The sequence below is a fragment of the Lederbergia wuyishanensis genome, assembly GCF_022900255.1.
GTDB lineage: Bacteria > Bacillota > Bacilli > Bacillales > Bacillaceae_C > Lederbergia > Lederbergia wuyishanensis.
On the sequence record NZ_JALIRM010000006.1, the window covers coordinates 21,098 to 42,265 of the forward strand.

A 21,168-nucleotide genomic window follows, 5' to 3' on the forward strand; every position below is an offset into this window, starting at 1 on the left:
ATAAAGTAAAAAACGGTTTATTTGAACAAAGGCTTTTGCTGTTTAAGACTCTACTACATTGAGGATAGAAGCCGGTAATCGTCCCGGGAATTTTTGATTGTAATAGGGTAAGCGGAAGCCTTGCTCTTTTTTCTTATTATTCTTTACAGCAAACCTTCAATCGCCCTTCCAAGCCATTCCTTTATACGTACACCTATACTAACGTTGTTTAACTTTTCCAAAGACATTGGGTGCGAATGACTAATATCCTCAGCTAAGGCTTTTTCAACATCTGCAATAAAAGTTTTATCGTAAATATAGCAATTAATTTCATGGTTCAATAAGATACTTCTCTGGTCAAAGTTGGCAGTACCAATATCACAAATTTCTCCATCTACAATCGTCACTTTAGCGTGGAAAAAACCTTTTCCAAACTGGTAGACTTGTCCACCAGCTGCAAGGACTCTTCGTAAATAACGAAAGGAAGCTTCCTTTACGATTGCGTGATCTGCCGTATCAGGTACCAAAACAGTAAGAGAAACACCTCTATTTAATGCGGCTTCAATAGATTTGATAATCGCTTCGGTAGGTATAAAATAGGGAGTCCCAATTATAATGGATGTCTTCGCACCATCAATAAGTTTGAGAAGATGATATTCTGCACCGACTCCTTCTGAAGGATAAAATCGATGCAGCATTTGCAAATCTTCTTTATCAATAGTGTTATCCTCAAACTCGGGTTTATTCTTTTTCGTAGCTCTTACCCAATCAGCCATAAATTCATTTTGCAAATCAGAAATTCCTTCACCTTTTAGTCGAATATGATAATCACGCCAAGGGGACAATTTCGGTTCCAAATCAATATACTCCTTGCCAATATTGTACCCGCCTAAATAGCCAATATAATTATCGATAATCGTGATTTTTCGGTGGTTTCTCTGCTGAAGGGTAAAAATTAGAAATGGTAAACGCGGTACATGACAAAAAGCTACATCGATCCCATTACTTCGTGCGTTTTTAATCCAATTTTTCCGAACGTGCCGACTGCCTAACCAATCCAAAAGCAAGCGAACTTTTACACCTTGCCTTGCCTTATCCATTAAGACATCCCAAAAAACCTGACTAAAACGATCATTTTTTACAATATAAAATAAAATATGAATGCTAGACTTAGCTTCTCTTAAATCTTTAAAATAGGTTTCAAATAAATCCGGTCCGTTTGTGATTAACTCAAGATGACCTTTTCTCATCGAGTATGAACGTTTTTTCCATCGCTTTTTATGCAGATAGAGACCGAGGTGAAAATCGGCGTAGCACCAAACTATGAGCAGGGCTATAAAGAGTAAGATGCCTATGAACCAACCCATTTTCCAACCTCCAGATTTAATGAAATATTGATTCTCATACTTCATTATTATGACCATAACCAAATAAAAAAGATGTAGGTTTAGAAAAAAAGATGTATAATCAATGAGGAATCTTATAAATACATAGCTTGGATATCGGTGCTTCCTTTTATAGGGAAGCTGAAAAGGGAAGTTGGTTAAAATCCAACGCGGTCCCGCCACTGTATTTGGGAGTTTGCTGCATAAACCACTGTGCTTTTAGCATGGGAAGGGGCAGTAAGCGATGATCATAAGCCAGGAGACCTGCCGATACCATTGCACCAATAAACCTACGAGGATAGGGAGGTGGAGAAAAGGCAGTTTTTTATTGCAAACGCACATCTCCATGTTTTGGGGATGTTTTTTATTTTTGTGTTATTAATTGGCATAGCTTGGACTTTGGTCTTGCGTAGAAGAGCTATGCGTTTAAAATTTTTTAAACAGCTTTAGTAAAAACTTTCAGGGGGAACATATTAAATGAAAAAGTTATTTGGTTTACTTGCTGCAATCTTGCTTGTTTTTGGAGTTTTAGCAGCATGCGGAAAAGATGGAAACACACAAAATGAAGATAATAACAAACAACCTGTTTCAGAACAGGGAGATGAAAATACAAGTAAAGCGGAAGAAGCCTTCCCAGTTACAATAAAAGACGCAAGTGATACAGATGTTGTTATTGAGAAAAAACCTGAAAAAATAGTTTCACTTATTCCAAGTAATACGGAAATCGTCTATGCTTTAGGCGAAGGGGATGCAGTGGTAGGAGTATCAGAACTGGATAATTATCCAGAAGAGGCAGCTACAAAAGAGAAAGTAGCAGGCATGGAATTAAATGTAGAAAAGATACTTTCGTTAAATCCGGATCTTGTTCTTGCACATGGATCAGTCGCCACTTTGTGGGAAGCGGGTCTTAAACAGCTTAAAGACAGTGGAGTTACAGTGCTTGTCGTAAATGATGCTCAAAGCTTTGATGCTGTATATAAATCGATTGAAATGATTGGTGAAGCAACAGGGAAAACAGCTGAATCAGAACAACTGATTCAAGATATGAAAGCAAAATTGGATGACATTCAGAAACAAGCAGCTTCCATTTCAGAAGAAGATCAAAAGACAGTATTTGTTGAAGTTTCTCCTGCACCTGAGATTTACACAACAGGAAAAAATACGTTTATGAACGAAATGCTTGAAGTCATCAATGCCAAAAATACAGTCAGTGACAAGGAAGGCTGGATTCCTATTAATGAAGAAGCGGTAGTCAAAATGAATCCAGATGCGATTATTACAACAGTTGGCTATGTTGAAAATGCTGCTGAGCAGATTAAGGAACGTGCAGCTTGGAAAGATATTACGGCAGTAAAAGAAAATCAAGTTTATTTAGTAAATGAGGACCTTGTAAGTCGTTCAGGTCCGCGGATTGTTGAAGGAGTAGAGGAGCTTGCAAAAGCCATTTACCCGGACGTTTTCGGGAAATAAAAAATTAGTCTCATACGTGGGTGCATGCGCATTTTTACTAATGGCGATTTTTCTAGGAATCGCAATTGGTGCTGTGCATGTGCCGTTTAAAGACATTGTATCTATTTTTTTTCAAATACATCAAAATAGTGAGGCGGATCGCATGGCAAATATCGTCATGAACATTCGCCTTCCTCGTGTTGTATTGGCTGGTCTGGTGGGAGCTTCTCTGGCTGTTGCAGGAGCGGCTTTCCAAGGATTGCTACGAAATCCACTCGCTGACCCTTATACATTAGGTGTCTCATCTGGAGCTTCTGTTGGTGCTGTCGTAGTTATATTTTTTCAAATTTCCCTGCCATTTATAGGGTTATTTACATTACCTCTTATAAGCATAGTGGCTTCCTTCATCACTATTTTCCTCGTTTTATTTTTTGCAAGAGCGATAGAGCCTTCTATGAAAGTAGAGACGATTATTTTAACGGGAATCATATTTAGTTCATTTCTTGGTGCTGCATTGTCTTTAATGATTGCACTTTCTGGAGAAGAATTAAGACAAATTATTGGCTGGCTCTTAGGCAGCGTATCAATGCGCGGCTGGAGTTATGTACGAATCATCCTTCCTTTCTTTATCATTGGTGGGTTAATCCTCATGATGAACGTAAGGGAATTAAATGCTATGTCATTTGGTGAAGAGCGTGCAAAGCATCTTGGTGTCAATGTGGAAAAACGTAAGCTTGCAATATTATTAGCAGGATCTTTGCTTACTGGTGCGGCAGTTGCTGTGTCGGGAACGATTGGTTTTGTCGGACTCGTTATTCCCCATTTTGTCAGACTGCTTTCCGGTCCAGATCATAAGCATTTGCTGCCATTATCGATGTTAGTTGGTGCAGGATTTCTTATACTTGCTGATTTAGTTGCGAGGACGATAATTCAACCAGCGGAACTCCCCATTGGTGTTATCACTGCCTTAATTGGAGCACCCGCTTTTGCAGCCATTTTAGTGAAAAGACGAATGGAAAGAAGGGGATAGAACATGCTTCAAGTAAAAGGTTTATATGGAGGCTATCCCGGTTTTAGAGTTTTGGAAAATGTGACTTTTTCAGCTGCGCCTGGCGAATTGTTTGGTATTTTAGGGCCGAATGGAAGCGGGAAAACGACATTATTGAAAATGATCAGTGGATTGTTAACACCTAATAAAGGTGAAATTTTAATAAATGGGAAACCACTACAAAACTACTCAACTAAAGAATTGGCGAAAATTACAGCAGTATTACCTCAAGTAGCATCGGAAGTTTTTGCCTACACGGTACGGGAAACCGTTTCGTTAGGACGCTATGCCCATCAACGAGGCTTGTTCGGGCGTACTGATTCTCAAGATGATCTAATAATTGATGAAGCAATGGCTTTAACGGGAGTGAAGATTTTTCAAGACAAATTGTTAAATGAGCTTTCGGGTGGAGAACGTCAACGAGTTTTTCTTGCACAAGCCCTTGCTCAGGAGCCAAAAGTCCTGTTACTCGATGAGCCGACAAATCATTTAGATTTATCGTTTCAAAAAGATTTATTAGATTTATTAAAAAAATGGACTCTGGAACATGAATTGACAGTCGTTTCAATTTTTCATGATTTAAATTTAGCTAGCCTTTATTGTGATCGATTGCTGCTCCTAAAAGATGGCCAAATTAGTGCAATAGGAAAAACAGATGATGTTTTAGAAGAAGAGCGGATTAGGGAAGTGTATAAAACAACTCTCGAAGTTCAACCACATCCGAAAGTTCCGAAACCGCAAATGATTTTGCTTCCTGAAGAAGAAGAGGTTAGCACAATAAAAATAGACGAGTCATTTTTGGAAATTACTGATGATTTTGCCGAGTTAATTTCTCCATTCCCGTTAAAAGTGATGGCTGCATCTGCTAATGGCGCAGGAATAGGTTGGCACTCCAGATTTATTATGTACTTTTCCGACGAGTTTAATGAAAAGGAAAGCGCGGTAGCAATGCCTGCAACGAATCCCGAACTAGTTCACTTCCAGACCTACGAGCAAACTTTTATTCTAGCATCCGTTGGACGAACGCAAGATGTTGTAAATTTATGCATCTTTGTTAACGGAAATCTTTCTGACGAAGCATACCTTCAAGGAATAATAGCCGCCAGTGAAGCGCGGGCACTTGCTACTGGAAAAAGTGGATCGGGCGGAATCGTCATCGCCTCTACTCAGCAAGGGAATCCTGTTGAAGGAGAAATGCTAGGTAATTTTATTCGGGAAGGTGTTAGGGAGATAGTGGGAAAGTTAAAAAGCAACAATGATTTGGTGTAAAGTCCGATGTTTATGGAAAAATCGCTTTACTTCTCCAATTGAAGTGTTCAAAGTGCCAGTGCACCTGGAAAAACTGCCGTATCTGTCCAATTGGAGCGTTCAAAGTGCCGGTGCACCTGGAAAAACTGCCGTATCTGTCCAATTGGAGCGTTCAAAGTGCCAGTGCACCTGGAAAAACTGCCGTATCTGTCCAATTGGAGCGTTCAAAGTGCCCGTACACCTAGAAAAACTGCCGTATCTGTCCAATTGGAGCGTTCAAAGTGCCGGTGCACCTGGAAAAACTGCCGTAACTGTCCGATTGGAGCGTTCAAAGTGCCGATAGCCATGGAAAATTCGCGGTAACTATCCGATTGAAGCGTTTAAAGCGCTTGTAGCCTATAAAAACAGTTGTAGCTATCCATGAAAGCTACTGTACCGTACAACTATTTCCAAAAAAGTATCGCAGCCACTGTAATTCCATACTACTACTGCGATTTTGTAGGTAGAAATAGATCATGATTTTTAGCTATTAATTATTTCCTTTTTCTTCTGATGGAAATGTGTAATACGAATACCTTCCATGATATTTCCGAGTTAAGTTTTTTACTAGTATTCTTCTAATGGTCTTCATGGAAACATCCACTTTACACCATTCGTGTATTATCTTTGTTGTAATTTTTATATCAGGGAATAGCATACTAAATTCCTTAACGTTTCGAAGTATGGCATATTCAAGCGCTTCCGCGCGTCCACAGTTCTTGCAAATTAATTCCTTAATATTGAAAGGAACCATAAAGGAGTAGCATAACTTACAAGTTACTCCTTTTTTGAGTTGTTCATATTCATAATCCGGCACTTGGCTAAAAGGGTTAACCTTGATATGGTCTGACGTGATTTGTTCCGCAAGCTTATAGTGATTATCGCCAAGCTGTGATGTTGTCGACTCCAACATTTTTAAAAATCGATTTAATTGGGTAGGGAGAACTATTGGTTGGTTACGAGGAGCTTCGTAAAGGGTAAACTCGGGGTTAATAAAAATTAGGATTTCTTTAACCAAAAAGTTGTTAATTCCTAAATCCTGTAGATAACGCCTAAATAAAGATGAACATCTAGATAATTGAGTCAAAGGATTTTGAATTTCCTTACCAGTCGCAATAGAATACCATCTATCCTCTTTGATATAAAAATCGCCTTCGTAATTTTTTACATCGAATAGATAAATGGTATTTTGAGATATGAGCTGGGTGTCTATTTGGAATAAAGAGTTGTTTTTGTTGAGGAGGACATCATTTATTATGAGGAAATCACCGGTTAAATCCTTTAATAAAGAATTAAATTCTTTTTCACCTTCGTAGCCTTTTAGTAGCTGTAAAAATTGCGATTTGTTTTTAGAGTTAAGTTTCATACGACTATTTAAAAGTTTATAAACTATTAATTCCCTCGATTCCCGTAGAGTCTTAATAAACAATTTACCACATCCTTCTTTTATTTTTTGACATAGATTAACTTAAAACTATGATAGGAAAAAATACCTTTATATGCAAGGTCTTTAAAAGTAATCCACTTAAATTGCTTTTGTAGAATAATGTTGAATATTGGAGAATTTTGTTTTATACTCCAAATATAATGGTTAATATTTCCTAGATAAAGGCAAACTCTCCGAAAGGGCAGGACGCAAAGCAAAGGGTCTAAGGTTTATAGAGACAACTATGATCGCCTGGCTACCAAAAAAGTTAACTATTTCACATAGGAAATAGTTATATTTGGCTATTCTTTATTAGAATGGCTTTTTTTAACGCATAAAAAGCATAAGAGCTTCATTTAGCTTTAAGTACTTATTGGTATATCGCAAATCTGTTTATAACTTCCTCAACTTTACATAGCGATGAAAGCCTACAAGTTTTCTCAAAAGAACATCATTTTTTCTTTGCAAAAGAAATCTAGGGTGAAAAGTATTTTTAATAGATAGAGAGAGAAAAGGGGTTGTGACTTAGATGTCAGCAATGCGCGAATGCTCAAGATATGAGTTATTACTTTCACAATTTGAATTGGATGAGGAACAGAATATTACTAACGTTAAATCGTTTGAAAGAATTTTCAACTTCTTGTATGAGCATACAAATATTTATTATCTTGGATTTATAAAAGAAGAAATCTTAATTCAGTACTTGGAATATCATCGCACAAATCAGTTTAAAGACATACCTTTTTTGCAGGCTGTTAAGGATGTCAAACAGTTTCAAAAATATTTAAGAAATCATAAACAAATAAACCATCATGTTAGCATTGATTTATCACTGAAAAATTATGAGCGATGGATTAACTTATAATTAGCAAACTTTATTCCTTAAGACTTTGAAACCACATTATAAAATTTACATCGAGAAGGTGCCACGTTGAAATTATTAAGTTCCATAAAGTCAAAATTAATTACAATATCGTTTTTAATATTAACGATTCCACTAATTATTACGGGTACGTTGGCTTATTATAAAAGCGCTTCAAGCTTAGATGATCTTGGTTCAACAAATTTAAAAAACAGCGTTGAGATGACTATATCTATGGTTGAAGCATTGAATAAAGAAGTAGAAAAGGGAAATATATCCCTAGAAGAGGCACAAGAGGAAGTAAAAGTTGCTATTTTGGGAGAAAAGAATACTGATGGAACAAGAGCGATAAACCCGAATCTTGATTTAGGTGAAAATGGCTATATGTTCGTGTTAGATCCTGAAGGGAACCAGGTTGCCCATCCAAAGTTAGAAGGTCAGAACAGTTGGGATTCTGTAGATTCAAGTGGTGTAAAATCTACTCAGGAAATAATTAAAAAAGGCAGCAATGGAGGTGGCTTCACTTATTTTGATTGGCCACTTCCAAATAATCAAAATAAAATTGCATCCAAAGTAACTTATTCAAAAATCGAGCCTAATTGGGGTTGGATAATCGTAGCGGGTACATACATGTATGATTTCAACAAACCGGCACAACAAATTCTTAATGTTGTTTTGCTTGTGATAGGAGTCACAATTCTAGTAGGATTACTGATCATTTGGGTCTTCTCATCTCGCATTTCCAAGCCTATTAATATGGTATCTGAACATATGGAACATCTTTCGAATGGATATTTAAGTCAAGCACATATTCAAATAAAATCAAAAGATGAGGTTGGCCGTCTTGCAAACGCAATGAATCATCTGCAAAGTCGTCTACAGGATATGATTCAAAATGTTGCAAATGCGTCTGAAACGATTACAAGTCAAAGTGAAGAATTCACCCAATCTGCTAATGAAGTAAGGGAAGGCGGAGAGCAAATTGCTTCCACAATGCAAGAGTTGTCATCTGGTGCGGAATCCCAAGCTCATAGCGCTACGGAACTTACAGAAATGATGGAGAATTTTAATATTAAAATTGTTGAAGCGAATAAGCATGGAGAAGATATAGTAAAAACTTCCTATGAAGTATTGGCGATGACAGAAGAGGGCAGAGTCCTAATGGATCAATCTGTTAAGCAAATGGAAAATATCCATCAAAAAGTAACGACTGCGGTTGAAAATGTACAAGGATTAAATACACAGACGAAAGAAATATCCAAGCTCGTTCATGTTATTCAAGAAATTGCCGCACAGACAAATCTTTTATCTTTAAACGCGGCTATTGAAGCAGCGAGAGCAGGCGAACAAGGGAAAGGCTTTGCTGTAGTCGCTTCAGAAGTACGTAAGCTAGCGGAGCAAGTATCGGATTCAGTTAGTGAGATTACAAATATTGTAGAGAGAATTATTCAGGGATCTAATGATGCCGTTAGTTCCTTACAATCTAGCTATGAAGAAGTGGAAAATGGAACAAATCAAATCAAAGTAACGGGGCAAACCTTTGGAAACATCAATGAGTCTGTTACGGATATGGTAAACAAGGCGCAAGATATTTCTATAAATCTAAGAGAGCTAACGGAAAACAGCAGTGAAATGAATAAATCGATAGAAGAAGTGGCTGCTGTAGCAGAAGAGTCGGCGGCAGGGGTAGAACAGGCAGCCGCATCAGCTCAGCAATCAAGTAGTTCAATGGATGAAATCGCAAGAGGAGCAGAAGATCTTGCAGCTTTAGCGGAACAACTCAATCGCCATGTTAGTCAATTTAAATTGTAATTTTTAAAAGAGTTCTAACTGGAGAGCTAAATCTTAGTCTAATATATATAAATACTTATGATTTCTTTAAATTCATGAAAGTTCTGGGGAAATACCCGGAACTTTTTTCATATACTTAATAAGAGTATTTTCAGTCTTGACTGAATGCTCATTCATTATATAATGGAGGTAATAAAAGTTCGGATAACGCCGGAAGGGAGTGCCGATAATGAAAGAATTATTTTGGATAAATTGGTTTGCTTTCCTAGTTGTAACCGCTTACGCAATTTCCTTGTTCGTATACGTGGTCAGAACGCGAATTACGTATATTAAACTCGGAAAAAAAACTGAGTTTGATAATAATGTAAAGAAGCGTTTGAATAACATTTGGATTAACGTATTTGGGCAAAAGAAATTGCTGAAAGATAAAAAAAGCGGTTTAATTCATGTTATGTTTTTTTACGGATTTATCCTTGTACAGTTTGGTGCGATTGATTTCATTTGGAAAGGTCTTGCGCCAAGTTCTCACCTTCCTCTCGGTCCTCTTTACCCTGGTTTCAAATCTTTCCAAGAAATTGTCACTCTCATCATTTTAGTTGCGGTTATATGGGCATTTTACAGACGTTATATTGAAAAATTAGCCAGATTAAAGCGTGGATTTTACCCTAGTCTTGTTTTAATTTTTATCGGTGGTCTTATGCTTTCTGTTTTACTTGGAAATAGCATGTCTATAATATGGCATGAACACTCCCTAACATGGACAGAGCCCGTTGCTTCAAGTATAGCTGCTCTTTTCAGTTGGATGAGCCCAGTAGCTGCAGCTGTAGTATTTTATTTTTCTTGGTGGGTTCATTTACTTCTTTTACTCGCATTCCTTGTATATGTGCCACAATCAAAGCATGCGCATTTAATAGCAGGGCCAGCTAATGTTTATCTTGAGCCACTTGATGGTGGGAAGAAGCTCGCGCCGATTGATTTTGAAGATGAAACACAGGAGAGTTTCGGTGTCGGGAAAATTAGTGAATTCACTAATCTGCAGCTTGTCGATTTATATGCTTGTGTAGAATGCGGACGCTGTACGAATATGTGTCCTGCTTCAGGAACTGGAAAAATGCTCTCCCCAATGGACATTATGACGAAACTTCGTGATCACCTAACGAACTATGGGGCAGCTGTCACGCAAAAACAGCCATGGGTTCCAGCCTTTGCATTTGCAGGCACAGTCGGGAACCAACTTGCAAAAGCGGCTAGGGGGCAGGGAGCAGAAGAGGCAGCGGCTGCTCTAAACTATGAACCTAGTATGATTGGTGAAATCATTACGGAAGAAGAATTATGGGCTTGTACAACTTGCCGCAATTGTGAAGACCAATGCCCTGTTATGAATAAGCATGTAAGTCATATTATCGACATGCGCCGTTATCTTGTGTTGACAGAAGGAAAAATGAATCCAGATGCACAACGAGCGATGCAAAACATTGAGCGTCAAGGAAATCCTTGGGGGTTAAACCGCAAGGAAAAAGAAAACTGGCGTGATTCTCGTGAAGATATATTTGTTCCAACGATTAAAGAAATGAAAAAAGCGGGAGAAGACTTTGAATATTTATTCTGGGTTGGATCGATGGGTGCTTTCGATAATCGTAGTCAAAAAATTGCCCTCTCCTTTGCAAAACTGTTAAATGAAGCTGGCGTAACATTTGCCATACTTGGAAATAAGGAAAAAAACTCAGGTGATACGCCGCGCCGTCTTGGAAATGAATTTTTATTCCAAGAACTTGCAACGGCTAACATTGCCGAGTTCGAAAAAAATGACGTGAAGAAAATCGTAACGATCGATCCGCACGCATATAATATTTTTAAAAATGAATACCCTGATTTCGGCTTCAAAGCTGAAGTCTATCATCATACCGAGCTCCTTGACCAATTAGTAAAAGAAGGACGTCTGCAACCACGTTATGCAGTTAATGAAAAAATAACATTCCATGATTCTTGCTATCTAGGACGATATAACGAAGTGTATGATCCACCGAGAGAAATCCTAAAATCCATTCCTGGTGTGACGCTAGTTGAAATTAAGCGTCATCGAGAAAATGCGATGTGCTGTGGGGCTGGGGGAGGACTAATGTGGATGGAGGAGGATGCAGGTCAGAGGGTGAATGTAGCTAGAACTGAACAGGCCCTTGAGGTAAATCCTTCTATCATAAGTTCGGGTTGTCCTTATTGTTTGACGATGCTTTCAGATGGTACGAAAGCGAAGGAAGTAGAAGACACTGTAAAAACATATGATGTGGCAGAACTATTGGAAAAAGCGGTTTTTGGTGAAGAAGCAGAACTAGTTTCATAGAGTTCCAATTATATAAAAGGTCAGCGCTTCAATATGAGTTGAAGCGCTACTCTTAAATCTGGAATTGAGCGAGCGTTCAGTCGAAGTTGTTGTAAGCGTTTACTAATTTCTTTTGGAAAGGAGAAAGGTTTATGGCGAAAACAGTCATTCTTGCTGGTGCACGTACCCCTTTTGGGAAATTTGGAGGAGCTCTTAGTTCATTGTCAGCTTCAAAACTAGGCAGTATAGCAATAAGAGAAGCGTTGGAGCGAGCGGAAGTAAAGCCGGATGAAATACAGGAAGTCATATTAGGAACTGTTTTACAAGGTGGGCAAGGACAATTACCTTCAAGACAGGCAGCACGCGAAGCGGGAATCCCTTGGAATGTTAAAACAGAAACAATAAATAAAGTATGTGCCTCAGGAATGAGAGCCGTAACACTTGCTGATCAAATCATTCGATTAGGAGACGAAGAAGTGATTGTGGCTGGTGGAATGGAATCCATGTCAAATGCTCCCTATATGTTGCCTCACGCAAGATGGGGATACAAAATGGGCGATGCTACATTAATCGACCTACTCACTCACGATGGTCTTACATGTTCGTTTACAGGTGTTCATATGGGGACTTATGGAAATCAGACAGCGAGAGATTTCGAGATTACGAGGGAAGATCAAGATGAATGGGCATTTAGAAGCCAGGAAAGAGCGGTAAAAGCAATGGAGTCAGGGAAATTAGCGGAGGAGATTGTTGAAGTACAAATTCCACAAAGAAAAGGGGACGCTTTAGTCATAAAGGATGACGAGGCACCACGTAAGGATACGACACTTGAAAAACTGGCAAAGCTAAGACCCGTTTTTGACCAAGACGGAACGATTACTGCGGGAAACGCACCTGGGGTTAATGATGGTGCTGCGGCTCTCGTGTTAATGAGTGAAGAACGTGCCAATAAGGAAGGAAAGCAACCACTTGCCTACATTATCGGGACTGCTGAAGTAGCAGTGGAAGCGAAGGATTTTCCACAAACTCCTGGGCTTGTCATTAATGAACTTTTAAAAAAATGCGGGAAAACGATAGAGGAAATTGATCTTTTTGAAATCAATGAAGCTTTTGCTGCGGTAGCAATGGCTAGTAATAAAATTGCTGGTCTCCCTGCCGAAAAGGTGAATGTGAATGGTGGTGCCATCGCGCTTGGCCACCCAATCGGAGCTAGTGGTGCGAGAATTATATTAACTTTAGCTTATGAACTAAGGCGACGCGGAGGCGGACTCGGTATAGCGTCCATTTGTTCCGGCGGTGGGCAAGGTGATGCAGTCTTAATCGAAGTGCCAAAGGTGGTGGAAGCTTAAGTGGTAATTAAAACAGTGATGGTCGTGGGTGCGGGCCAAATGGGGTCAGGAATTGCTCAAGTATGTGCAACAGCAGGATACAAAGTCTTCTTGAATGACTTGAAAGATGAACTAGTGGCAAAAGGATGCAATATTATTGAGAAAAATTTGAACCGCCAGGTAGAAAAAGGAAGAATGACAGAAATAGAGAAAGCGAATGCGATAGAAAATCTAATCCGTTCCACTGATTTAAACGATGCAGAAAACGTAGATATCGTCATTGAAGCAGCTACGGAAAACATGGACGTGAAAAAGGCGATATTTGCGAAATTGGATGGTATTGCGCCAGAACATACAATTCTCGCTTCCAATACATCTTCACTTCCGATTACGGAAATTGCTGCAGCAACATCAAGACCTGAAAAAGTAATAGGCATGCATTTTATGAACCCCGTTCCAGTTATGAAACTCGTTGAAATTATTCGCGGGCTGGCAACGGGTGATGAAGTATACGAAACAATTGAAAGGATGGCTAAAGTTCTAGGAAAAGTTCCGGTTGAAGTAAATGATTTTCCAGGATTCGTCTCGAATCGTGTACTCATGCCTATGATCAATGAAGCCATCTACACTCTATATGAAGGTGTTGCAACGAAGGAAGCAATTGATGAAGTGCTGAAGCTCGGGATGAACCATCCGATGGGACCGCTAACCCTAGCTGATTTCATTGGATTAGATACATGTCTTTACATTATGGAGACATTGCATGAAGGCTTTGGCGATGATAAATATCGTCCTTGTCCACTTTTAAGAAAATACGTGAAGGCAGGTTGGCTCGGTAAAAAAACGGGACGTGGTTTTTACACATACGACTAATTCCTTGAATCCAGGAGGTCTGCTATGAGATTTCAATTTACTGAAGAACAGTTGATGATGAGGAATATGGTTCGTGATTTTGCTGAGAAGGAAATTGCTCCTTATGTTGAAAAAATGGAAGCTGGAGAATTTCCACGTGAGGTTTTAAAAAAGATGGGACCTCTCGGGTTAATGGGCATTACTGTTCCAGAAAAATATGGAGGTTCAGAAATGGATTTTACCTCCTATATTATTGCCATTCATGAAATATCAAAAGTAAGCGCGACATTGGGCGTTATATTATCCGTCCATACTTCTGTCGGTACAAATCCGATTGTTTACTTTGGAACGGAGGAACAAAAACGAAAATATGTTTCAAAACTTGCAAGCGGGGCATATCTAGGAGCTTTTTCGCTTACAGAACCAAATGCAGGATCTGATGCTGCCAATATAAAAACTAGAGCGACACGAGTTGATGACCATTACAGACTAAATGGAACAAAGGCCTTCGTTTCGAATGGCGGTGAAGCCGACCTGTATATTGTGTTTGCCGTTACAGATCCGAGTGCGGGAAGTAGAGGAGTAACCTCATTTATAGTAGAAAAAGATACACCAGGTTTAATCATAGGAAAAGACGAGAATAAAATGGGACTCCACGGATCAAGAACGGTTCAATTAACATTTGAAGATGCTTCAGTGCCAGTCGATAACAGACTTGGTGAAGAAGGCGAAGGATTTAAAATTGCACTTTCCAATTTAAATATCGGCAGGATTGGTATAGCTGCACAGGCACTCGGAATTGCTGAAGCGGCTTTTGAAGCAGCTGTGAAATATTCTGGCGAACGAAAACAATTCGGAAAGCCAATTGCAGAGCAACAGGGTATTGCCTTTAAACTTTCTGATATGGCTACAGCTGTTGAAAGTTCGCGTCTTCTAGTGTACCAAGCTGCCGATTTGTGGGGAAAAGGAATCCAGTGCGCCAAAGAAGCTTCAATGGCAAAAATGTTCGCATCGAAAACAGCGGTTGAAGTGGCAACAGAAGCACTTCAAGTGTTTGGCGGCTACGGCTATACGAAGGACTACCCAGTCGAACGTTACTTCCGAGACGCTAAAATCACTGAAATATATGAAGGCACAAGCGAAATCCAACGCATCGTCATAGCAAAACATCTACTTAAATAATGAACCTGTCCCCTTTGGAGCTGTCCCTTTGGGGACAGTCCCCAAAGGGACAGGTTAGGAGGAACAAAAGATGAATTTTCGACTAAGTGAAGAGCATGAAATGATTAGGAAGATGGTCCGAGATTTTGCTGAGAATGAAGTGGCACCAACTGCGGCGGAGAGAGATGAAGAAGAACGGTTTGATATGGATATATTTGTGAAAATGGCTGAACTCGGATTAACTGGGATTCCGTGGCCGGAGGAATATGGTGGGATTGGAAGCGACTATTTAGCGTACTGTATCGCGGTTGAGGAACTTTCTCGAGTATGTGCATCAACCGGTGTCACTCTTTCAGCCCATACATCACTCGCTTGCTGGCCCTTATTTAAGTTTGGAACGGAAGAACAGAAGCAAAAGTACTTACGCTCAATGGCTGAAGGATCAAAAATAGGTGCTTATGGCCTTACAGAACCTGGATCTGGCTCAGATGCAGGTGGAATGAGAACTACGGCCCGTCTTGACGGAGCCCATTATATTTTGAACGGGTCAAAAATTTTCATTACAAATGGTGGCATCGCAGACTTTTATATTGTTTTTGCCTTAACGAATCCGAATGACAAACGTAGTACGACCGCCTTTATAATAGAAAAAGATTTTGAAGGCTTCACCGTTGGAAAAAAAGAGAAAAAACTAGGGATACGTTCTTCACCAACTACTGAAATCATTTTTGAAGACTGTAAAGTTCCTGCTGAAAATGTCCTCGGTGAAATTGGGCAAGGTTTTAAAATTGCCATGATGACACTTGACGGTGGTCGTAACGGGATTGCTGCACAAGCAGTTGGGATTGCCCAAGGAGCGTTAGATGCCGCCATAGCCTATGCAAAGGAAAGAAAACAATTCGGAAAGCCAATCGTCGAAAACCAAGGAATTTCTTTCAAACTTGCGGATATGGCGACTTCTATTGAAGCATCGCGCCTTCTCACTTATCAAGCGGCATGGTTAGAATCAATGGGACTGCCATATGGAAAAGAATCCGCAATGTCTAAATTGATGGCAGGCGATACAGCAATGAAAGTGACGACTGAAGCCGTACAGATTTTTGGTGGCTACGGCTATACAAAGGATTACCCTGTAGAGCGTTATATGAGGGATGCGAAAATAACTCAAATATACGAAGGTACTCAGGAAATTCAACGTCTCGTTATTTCCCGAATGTTAACGAAATAAATAGTCATAAAAATATTAGCCGCTAACACTTACGCATTTTTAATAGAAGGAAGGTGAAGAAGGAAGTGGAGCAGAAAAGGGAGGTTCAAGCTTCCGTAAAAGATGAAAGCCTCATTAAGAAACGTCGCGCCCAGATGATTCACGGAGCAGTATCACTTTTTAAAGAAAAGGGTTTCCATCGAACAACGACAAGAGAAATTGCCAAAGCATCCGGTTTTAGTATTGGGACGTTGTATGAATATATCAGAACGAAAGAAGATGTCCTCTATCTTGTTTGCGATAGTATTTATGATGAAGTGAGCGAACGTTTAAGCAGCATCGACCTCGGTCAAGGAACTCTCGAAAGCCTTAAGCTTGGGATAAGACATTATTTTAAATTAATCGACGATATGCAAGATGAAGTACTTGTCATGTACCAAGAGGCAAAAGCACTTTCTCAAGAAGCAATTCCATACGTCTTAAAAAAGGAATTGGAAATGGTCTCGATGTTCGAAAGATTGATTAACCGCTGTGTGGAGAATGGAGAATTGAATATAGGAAAAGAGCATCAACATTTACTCGCACATAACATCTTTGTTCAAGGCCAAATGTGGGGTTTCCGTCGTTGGGCTTTTAAAAAATTATATTCTATTGAGGACTATATAACACTCCAAATTGAATTGCTTTTTTCAGGAATTCAAGGCTACGAAACGAAATAGGAGGGGTTAACGTGACTGCTGAACTTTACAAACCAAAGAATCATGTCCGATTCATAACTGCATCCAGCTTATTTGATGGACATGATGCCTCCATAAATATAATGAGGAGAATATTACAGGCAAGTGGTGCTGAAGTCATTCATCTTGGTCATAATCGATCTGTTGAAGAAGTGGTCAATGCAGCTATTCAAGAGGATGTCCAAGGTATTGCTATATCTTCTTATCAAGGTGGTCATGTCGAGTATTTTAAATATATGTACGATTTACTCGTTGAAAAAGGTGCCTCGCATATCCGGATTTATGGTGGAGGCGGCGGTGTCATCATTCCACGTGAAATAAAAGAACTTCATGAATATGGAATCGCAAGGATTTTTTCTCCCGAAGATGGACGGATCCACGGTCTACAAGGCATGATCAATATTATGCTTAAAGAATGTGATTTAGAGGCTCCTATTCAGTCCCTCGAAAATGAAGTTAAACATCTGCTTGATGGAAATATGCAGTCAGCCGCCAAATTAATTACTTTAGCTGAAAATAATAGAGAGTCTTTTGCTAGCATTTTTGAAAAAGTAAAAGACAATGCGGGAAATGCTCCTGTACTTGGGATAACGGGGACAGGGGGAGCGGGTAAAAGCTCACTTACAGACGAATTAATCCGCAGATTTATCAATGAATTTCCCGATAAAAGAGTAGCCATTCTATCAATAGATCCGACAAAACAAAAAACAGGTGGAGCACTTTTAGGCGACAGGATTAGAATGAATGCTATCTTCTCGCCAAATGTATATATGAGAAGCTTAGCGACGCGAGGTTCGAAAAGTGAAGTATCCAATGCGATCCAAGATGCAATTCACATCGTGAAAGCCGCTGGTGTGGATCTCGTAGTTGTTGAAACGAGTGGCATTGGCCAGGGTGATGCGGAAATAAGCCAAATTAGTGATATTTCGATGTACGTAATGACGAGCGAATTTGGAGCCCCTTCTCAGCTTGAAAAAATTGACATGATTGACTATGCAGACCTCATTGTCATTAATAAATTTGAGCGAAAAGGATCAGAGGATGCTAGAAATCAAGTAAGGAAGCAATACCAGCGCAGCCATCTGCTATTCGAACATGATCTCGAATCGATGCCTGTGTATGGTACAATCGCCAGCCAATTTAATGATCCAGGAACAAACGCAGTGTTTGCTGCACTAGTTGGAAAAATAAATGAAAAAACCGGTACAAAATGGAACTTTTCTGAAAAACAAATAGAAGTTAGTGAAAAAAGAGACATTATCATTCCTGTTAATCGCCAGCATTACTTACGTGAAATTGTCGATACTGTGCGCAATTATCACAAACAAATAGAAGTGCAAGTGAAACTAGCACGTAAGCTTTTTCAACTTGATGGGGCGATTGCAACTGCAAAAGAAAGTGATGTGACACCAAACGTCATAGAAGAACTAGAGAAATTAAAGGAAACAACAAAAGTTCAACTTTCCCCAGCTTCAATTAACATTCTTGGACAATGGGATGCTTTAAAAGAAAAATACGCAGCTGACCAGTTCACGACAAAAATACGCAATCGTGAAATTACTACTGAATTAAAAGTTCGAACCTTATCTGGTCTATCTATTCCAAAAGTAGCTCTTCCGAAATACAAAGATTACGGGGAAATTTTAAAATGGGTGTATAAAGAAAATGTTCCAGGCTCCTTTCCCTACACAGCTGGTGTTTTTCCATTTAAACGGCAAGGTGAAGATCCTAAACGACAATTTGCGGGAGAAGGTACTCCTGAACGGACGAATCGTCGTTTTCACTATTTATCAAAGGATGATGATGCAAAACGATTGAGTACAGCTTTCGATTCAGTTACTTTGTACGGTGAAGATCCGGATTACAGGCCTGATATTTATGGAAAAGTGGGGGAGAGCGGAGTGAGTATTTGCACTCTCGATGATATGAAGAAACTGTATGATGGATTCGACCTTTGCTCTCCTACGACATCCGTATCAATGACGATTAATGGACCAGCACCGATTATTTTAGCGATGTTTTTAAATACAGCTATTGCGCAACAAACGGAAATCAAAACAAATGATTTAGGCAGGGAACTAACAAGCGTAGAATATGCCGAAGTTAAGGCTCAAACTTTAGAAACAGTAAGAGGAACGGTTCAGGCTGATATTTTAAAGGAAGAGCAAGGACAGAATACGTGCATTTTCTCTACTGAATTTGCTCTGCGAATGATGGGTGACATCCAGCAGTATTTTATTGATCACCAAATCCGGAATTACTACTCCGTTTCGATTTCTGGTTATCATATTGCAGAGGCAGGGGCAAATCCTATTTCGCAGCTGGCTTTTACTCTCGCGAACGGATTCACATATGTAGAATATTATTTAAGTCGTGGAATGGATATTAATGATTTTGCTCCAAATCTTTCGTTCTTTTTCTCGAACGGTCTGGATTCTGAGTATACAGTTATTGGCAGAGTGGCTAGAAGAATATGGGCAATAGTCATGCGTGATAAATATGGAGCGGATGAGCGTAGTCAAAAATTGAAATATCATATTCAAACATCAGGGCGCTCTCTTCATGCTCAGGAAATAGATTTTAATGATATCCGTACGACGTTGCAAGCATTAATGGCTCTCCAAGATAATTGTAATTCCCTTCACACAAACGCGTATGATGAAGCAATTACGACCCCAACTGAAGAATCGGTTCGCCGTGCTATGGCAATACAAATGATCATAACGAAAGAACATGGTTTATCGAAAAATGAAAACCCACTACAAGGTTCGTTTATCATTGAAGAACTGACGGATTTGGTTGAAGAGGCCGTATTACAAGAATTTGAGCGGCTTAATGATCGTGGCGGGGTGTTAGGTGCAATGGAAACTCAATATCAGCGCGGTAAAATTCAAGAGGAATCCATGTATTATGAAATGTTAAAGCATTCGGGGAGACTCCCAATTATTGGGGTCAATACGTACTTAAATCCGAATCCACCTTCAGAGGAAGAAATGAACAACATCCAACTCGCCCGTGCTTCAAGGGAAGAAAAAGAAACGCAAATTAAAAACTTACAATCCTTCCAACAGAAAAATAAAGACAAAGTAGAACAAGCCCTTACTAATTTAAAAGAAACAGCCATTAATGGAGGAAATATATTTGCCGAACTGATGGAAACAACGAAAGTGGCGAGTCTCGGACAAATCACATATGCTCTTTACAAAGTAGGTGGAAAGTACCGCCGAAACATGTAAACATAAAAAAACAGCTTTATTAGAATAAAACATTTAATATTTGGCGAAAACAGTGGCATAAATGAAAACAATTTGTTTATAATGGTGAGTATGGATTTTTAGTTTATGAACTTATTATTTTTAATCTAGACTTTTAGAGTCTAGCAACAACATTTAACAAGCAACATAATGGTGCTTGGTTTTAGTAAACAGAGTGAAGGGATGTGCGGTTTTTGAGTTTATTGCAATTGTCCAAAGAAGAATTGAAAGAAATGTCTTTTATTGAAATTGCTGAACATATCTTTGAAGAGAAAAGAGAAGCAATTTTTTTCAAAGATCTCGTTGAAGAAATTGCAAATTATCTTGAACTGTCAGAAGAAGAGAAAACTCAGCGAATGCTACAATTTTATACAGATTTGAATGTAGATGGACGCTTTTTAACGTTAGGAGAAAATCGTTGGGGGCTACGTGAGTGGTATCCTATCGATCAGATTGATGAAGAAGTTATTACGCCTGTAAAACCGAAGAAGAAGAAAAAGGCTAAATTAGACTTGGATGATGAAGATTTAGATCTTGAAGATGAAGATCTTGACTATGACCTTGATGAAGAAGAAGAGTTTGACGATATCGACGAACTTGATGAAGAAGAAGATGAAAGTCTTGAAGCTCTTCGCGAGGAAGAAGACGAATTTGAAGAAGATGAATTAATAGAAGATGATTATGAAATAGAAGATGATGAAGAAGAACTTGAGATAGAAGATGAGGTTGAAGACCTCGAATTAGATGATGAAGAAGAGGATGTAGAGGAAGAGGAAGAAGAAGAATAATCCTCTTGACTTACTATCCATGAGTATGTAGAATTTTATTTGGGCTCCTTGAAAAAGGACTGAAGAAAATTATTTCACGCTCCCTTACGTTTGTGTGGGGGCGTTTTTTATTTTTGTTAGGAATCTACAAATTGAGGAATCATATGTGATGTCAAAATAACCCGTATATAATTATTCGGGGGTGCGAATATGGTTTTTTGTTAATTTTATTTTGATTGTGGTTCTCAGTATTGCTTCTTCGTTTTCTTTTATCAATAAAACAACATTTATGGGAAGTATAAAAATTTCACAAGA

At 39.0% G+C, this 21,168-nt stretch carries 15 protein-coding genes and 2 riboswitches; of the genes, 13 read left to right on the forward strand and 2 right to left on the reverse strand.

The window, feature by feature from the left end:
• Positions 1 to 143 precede the first annotated feature (143 nt).
• Positions 144 to 1,346 carry a cardiolipin synthase gene (gene cls, locus MT489_RS10420; RefSeq protein WP_244681490.1) on the reverse strand — a complete coding sequence of 401 codons (1,203 nt, stop codon included), beginning with the start codon at positions 1,344 to 1,346 and terminating at the stop codon, positions 144 to 146.
• A gap of 119 nt (positions 1,347 to 1,465) precedes the next feature.
• A riboswitch (cobalamin riboswitch) is annotated at positions 1,466 to 1,650 on the forward strand.
• A gap of 191 nt (positions 1,651 to 1,841) precedes the next feature.
• Here cls and MT489_RS10425 point away from each other — a divergent pair.
• The 3 genes from MT489_RS10425 to MT489_RS10435 are packed head-to-tail and all read left to right on the forward strand — an operon-like array spanning position 1,842 to position 5,130.
• On the forward strand, positions 1,842 to 2,834 hold the full coding sequence (locus MT489_RS10425; RefSeq protein WP_244681491.1) for an ABC transporter substrate-binding protein: 993 nt from the start codon (positions 1,842 to 1,844) through the stop codon (positions 2,832 to 2,834).
• The gene (locus MT489_RS10430; RefSeq protein ID WP_244681492.1) at positions 2,797 to 3,843 is read left to right on the forward strand and encodes a FecCD family ABC transporter permease; all 1,047 of its coding nucleotides are present in this window, start codon (positions 2,797 to 2,799) and stop codon (positions 3,841 to 3,843) included. The genes MT489_RS10425 and MT489_RS10430 overlap by 38 nt, the downstream gene beginning before the upstream one ends.
• Before the next feature lie 3 nt (positions 3,844 to 3,846).
• Positions 3,847 to 5,130, forward strand: a complete 1,284-nt coding sequence (locus MT489_RS10435) for an ABC transporter ATP-binding protein (protein ID WP_244681493.1) — start codon at positions 3,847 to 3,849, stop codon at positions 5,128 to 5,130.
• Positions 5,131 to 5,638: 508 nt separating this feature from the next.
• Here the strand turns inward: MT489_RS10435 and MT489_RS10440 are convergent.
• Positions 5,639 to 6,577 (reverse strand): nuclease-related domain-containing protein, encoded by a 939-nt coding sequence (locus tag MT489_RS10440; RefSeq protein WP_244681494.1) that lies wholly within the window; start codon positions 6,575 to 6,577, stop codon positions 5,639 to 5,641.
• Positions 6,578 to 6,748: 171 nt separating this feature from the next.
• Positions 6,749 to 6,838: riboswitch (cyclic di-GMP riboswitch) on the forward strand.
• Positions 6,839 to 7,103: 265 nt separating this feature from the next.
• On the opposite strand from MT489_RS10440, the gene MT489_RS10445 reads away from it, so the two are divergent.
• The 10 genes from MT489_RS10445 to rpoE all read left to right on the forward strand — a co-directional run bounded on the left by MT489_RS10445 (position 7,104) and on the right by rpoE (position 20,874).
• The gene (locus tag MT489_RS10445; protein WP_244681495.1) at positions 7,104 to 7,439 is read left to right on the forward strand and encodes a hypothetical protein; all 336 of its coding nucleotides are present in this window, start codon (positions 7,104 to 7,106) and stop codon (positions 7,437 to 7,439) included.
• Between the two features lie 66 nt (positions 7,440 to 7,505).
• Complete coding sequence (locus MT489_RS10450) at positions 7,506 to 9,248, forward strand: methyl-accepting chemotaxis protein (protein WP_244681496.1); 1,743 nt, start codon at positions 7,506 to 7,508, stop codon at positions 9,246 to 9,248.
• A gap of 208 nt (positions 9,249 to 9,456) precedes the next feature.
• On the forward strand, positions 9,457 to 11,568 hold the full coding sequence (locus MT489_RS10455) for a (Fe-S)-binding protein (RefSeq protein WP_244681497.1): 2,112 nt from the start codon (positions 9,457 to 9,459) through the stop codon (positions 11,566 to 11,568).
• A 131-nt stretch (positions 11,569 to 11,699) separates the two neighbouring features.
• Positions 11,700 to 12,896, forward strand: a complete 1,197-nt coding sequence (locus MT489_RS10460; RefSeq protein WP_244681498.1) for an acetyl-CoA C-acetyltransferase — start codon at positions 11,700 to 11,702, stop codon at positions 12,894 to 12,896.
• Positions 12,897 to 13,748, forward strand: coding sequence for a 3-hydroxybutyryl-CoA dehydrogenase (locus tag MT489_RS10465; RefSeq protein WP_244681499.1), 852 nt, complete (start codon positions 12,897 to 12,899; stop codon positions 13,746 to 13,748).
• 24 nt (positions 13,749 to 13,772) lie between these two features.
• Positions 13,773 to 14,909, forward strand: a complete 1,137-nt coding sequence (locus MT489_RS10470; RefSeq protein ID WP_244681500.1) for an acyl-CoA dehydrogenase — start codon at positions 13,773 to 13,775, stop codon at positions 14,907 to 14,909.
• A 70-nt stretch (positions 14,910 to 14,979) separates the two neighbouring features.
• Complete coding sequence (locus MT489_RS10475; protein WP_244681501.1) at positions 14,980 to 16,116, forward strand: acyl-CoA dehydrogenase; 1,137 nt, start codon at positions 14,980 to 14,982, stop codon at positions 16,114 to 16,116.
• 65 nt (positions 16,117 to 16,181) lie between these two features.
• The gene (locus MT489_RS10480; RefSeq protein WP_244681502.1) at positions 16,182 to 16,814 is read left to right on the forward strand and encodes a TetR/AcrR family transcriptional regulator; all 633 of its coding nucleotides are present in this window, start codon (positions 16,182 to 16,184) and stop codon (positions 16,812 to 16,814) included.
• Positions 16,815 to 16,825: 11 nt separating this feature from the next.
• Entirely contained in the window at positions 16,826 to 20,068 is a 3,243-nt protein-coding gene (gene icmF, locus MT489_RS10485; protein WP_244681503.1) for a fused isobutyryl-CoA mutase/GTPase IcmF, read from the forward strand.
• A gap of 203 nt (positions 20,069 to 20,271) precedes the next feature.
• Positions 20,272 to 20,874: a DNA-directed RNA polymerase subunit delta gene (gene rpoE / locus MT489_RS10490; protein ID WP_382316245.1), complete on the forward strand. Its 603-nt coding sequence runs from the start codon at positions 20,272 to 20,274 to the stop codon at positions 20,872 to 20,874.
• The last annotated feature ends 294 nt before the right edge of the window (positions 20,875 to 21,168 follow it).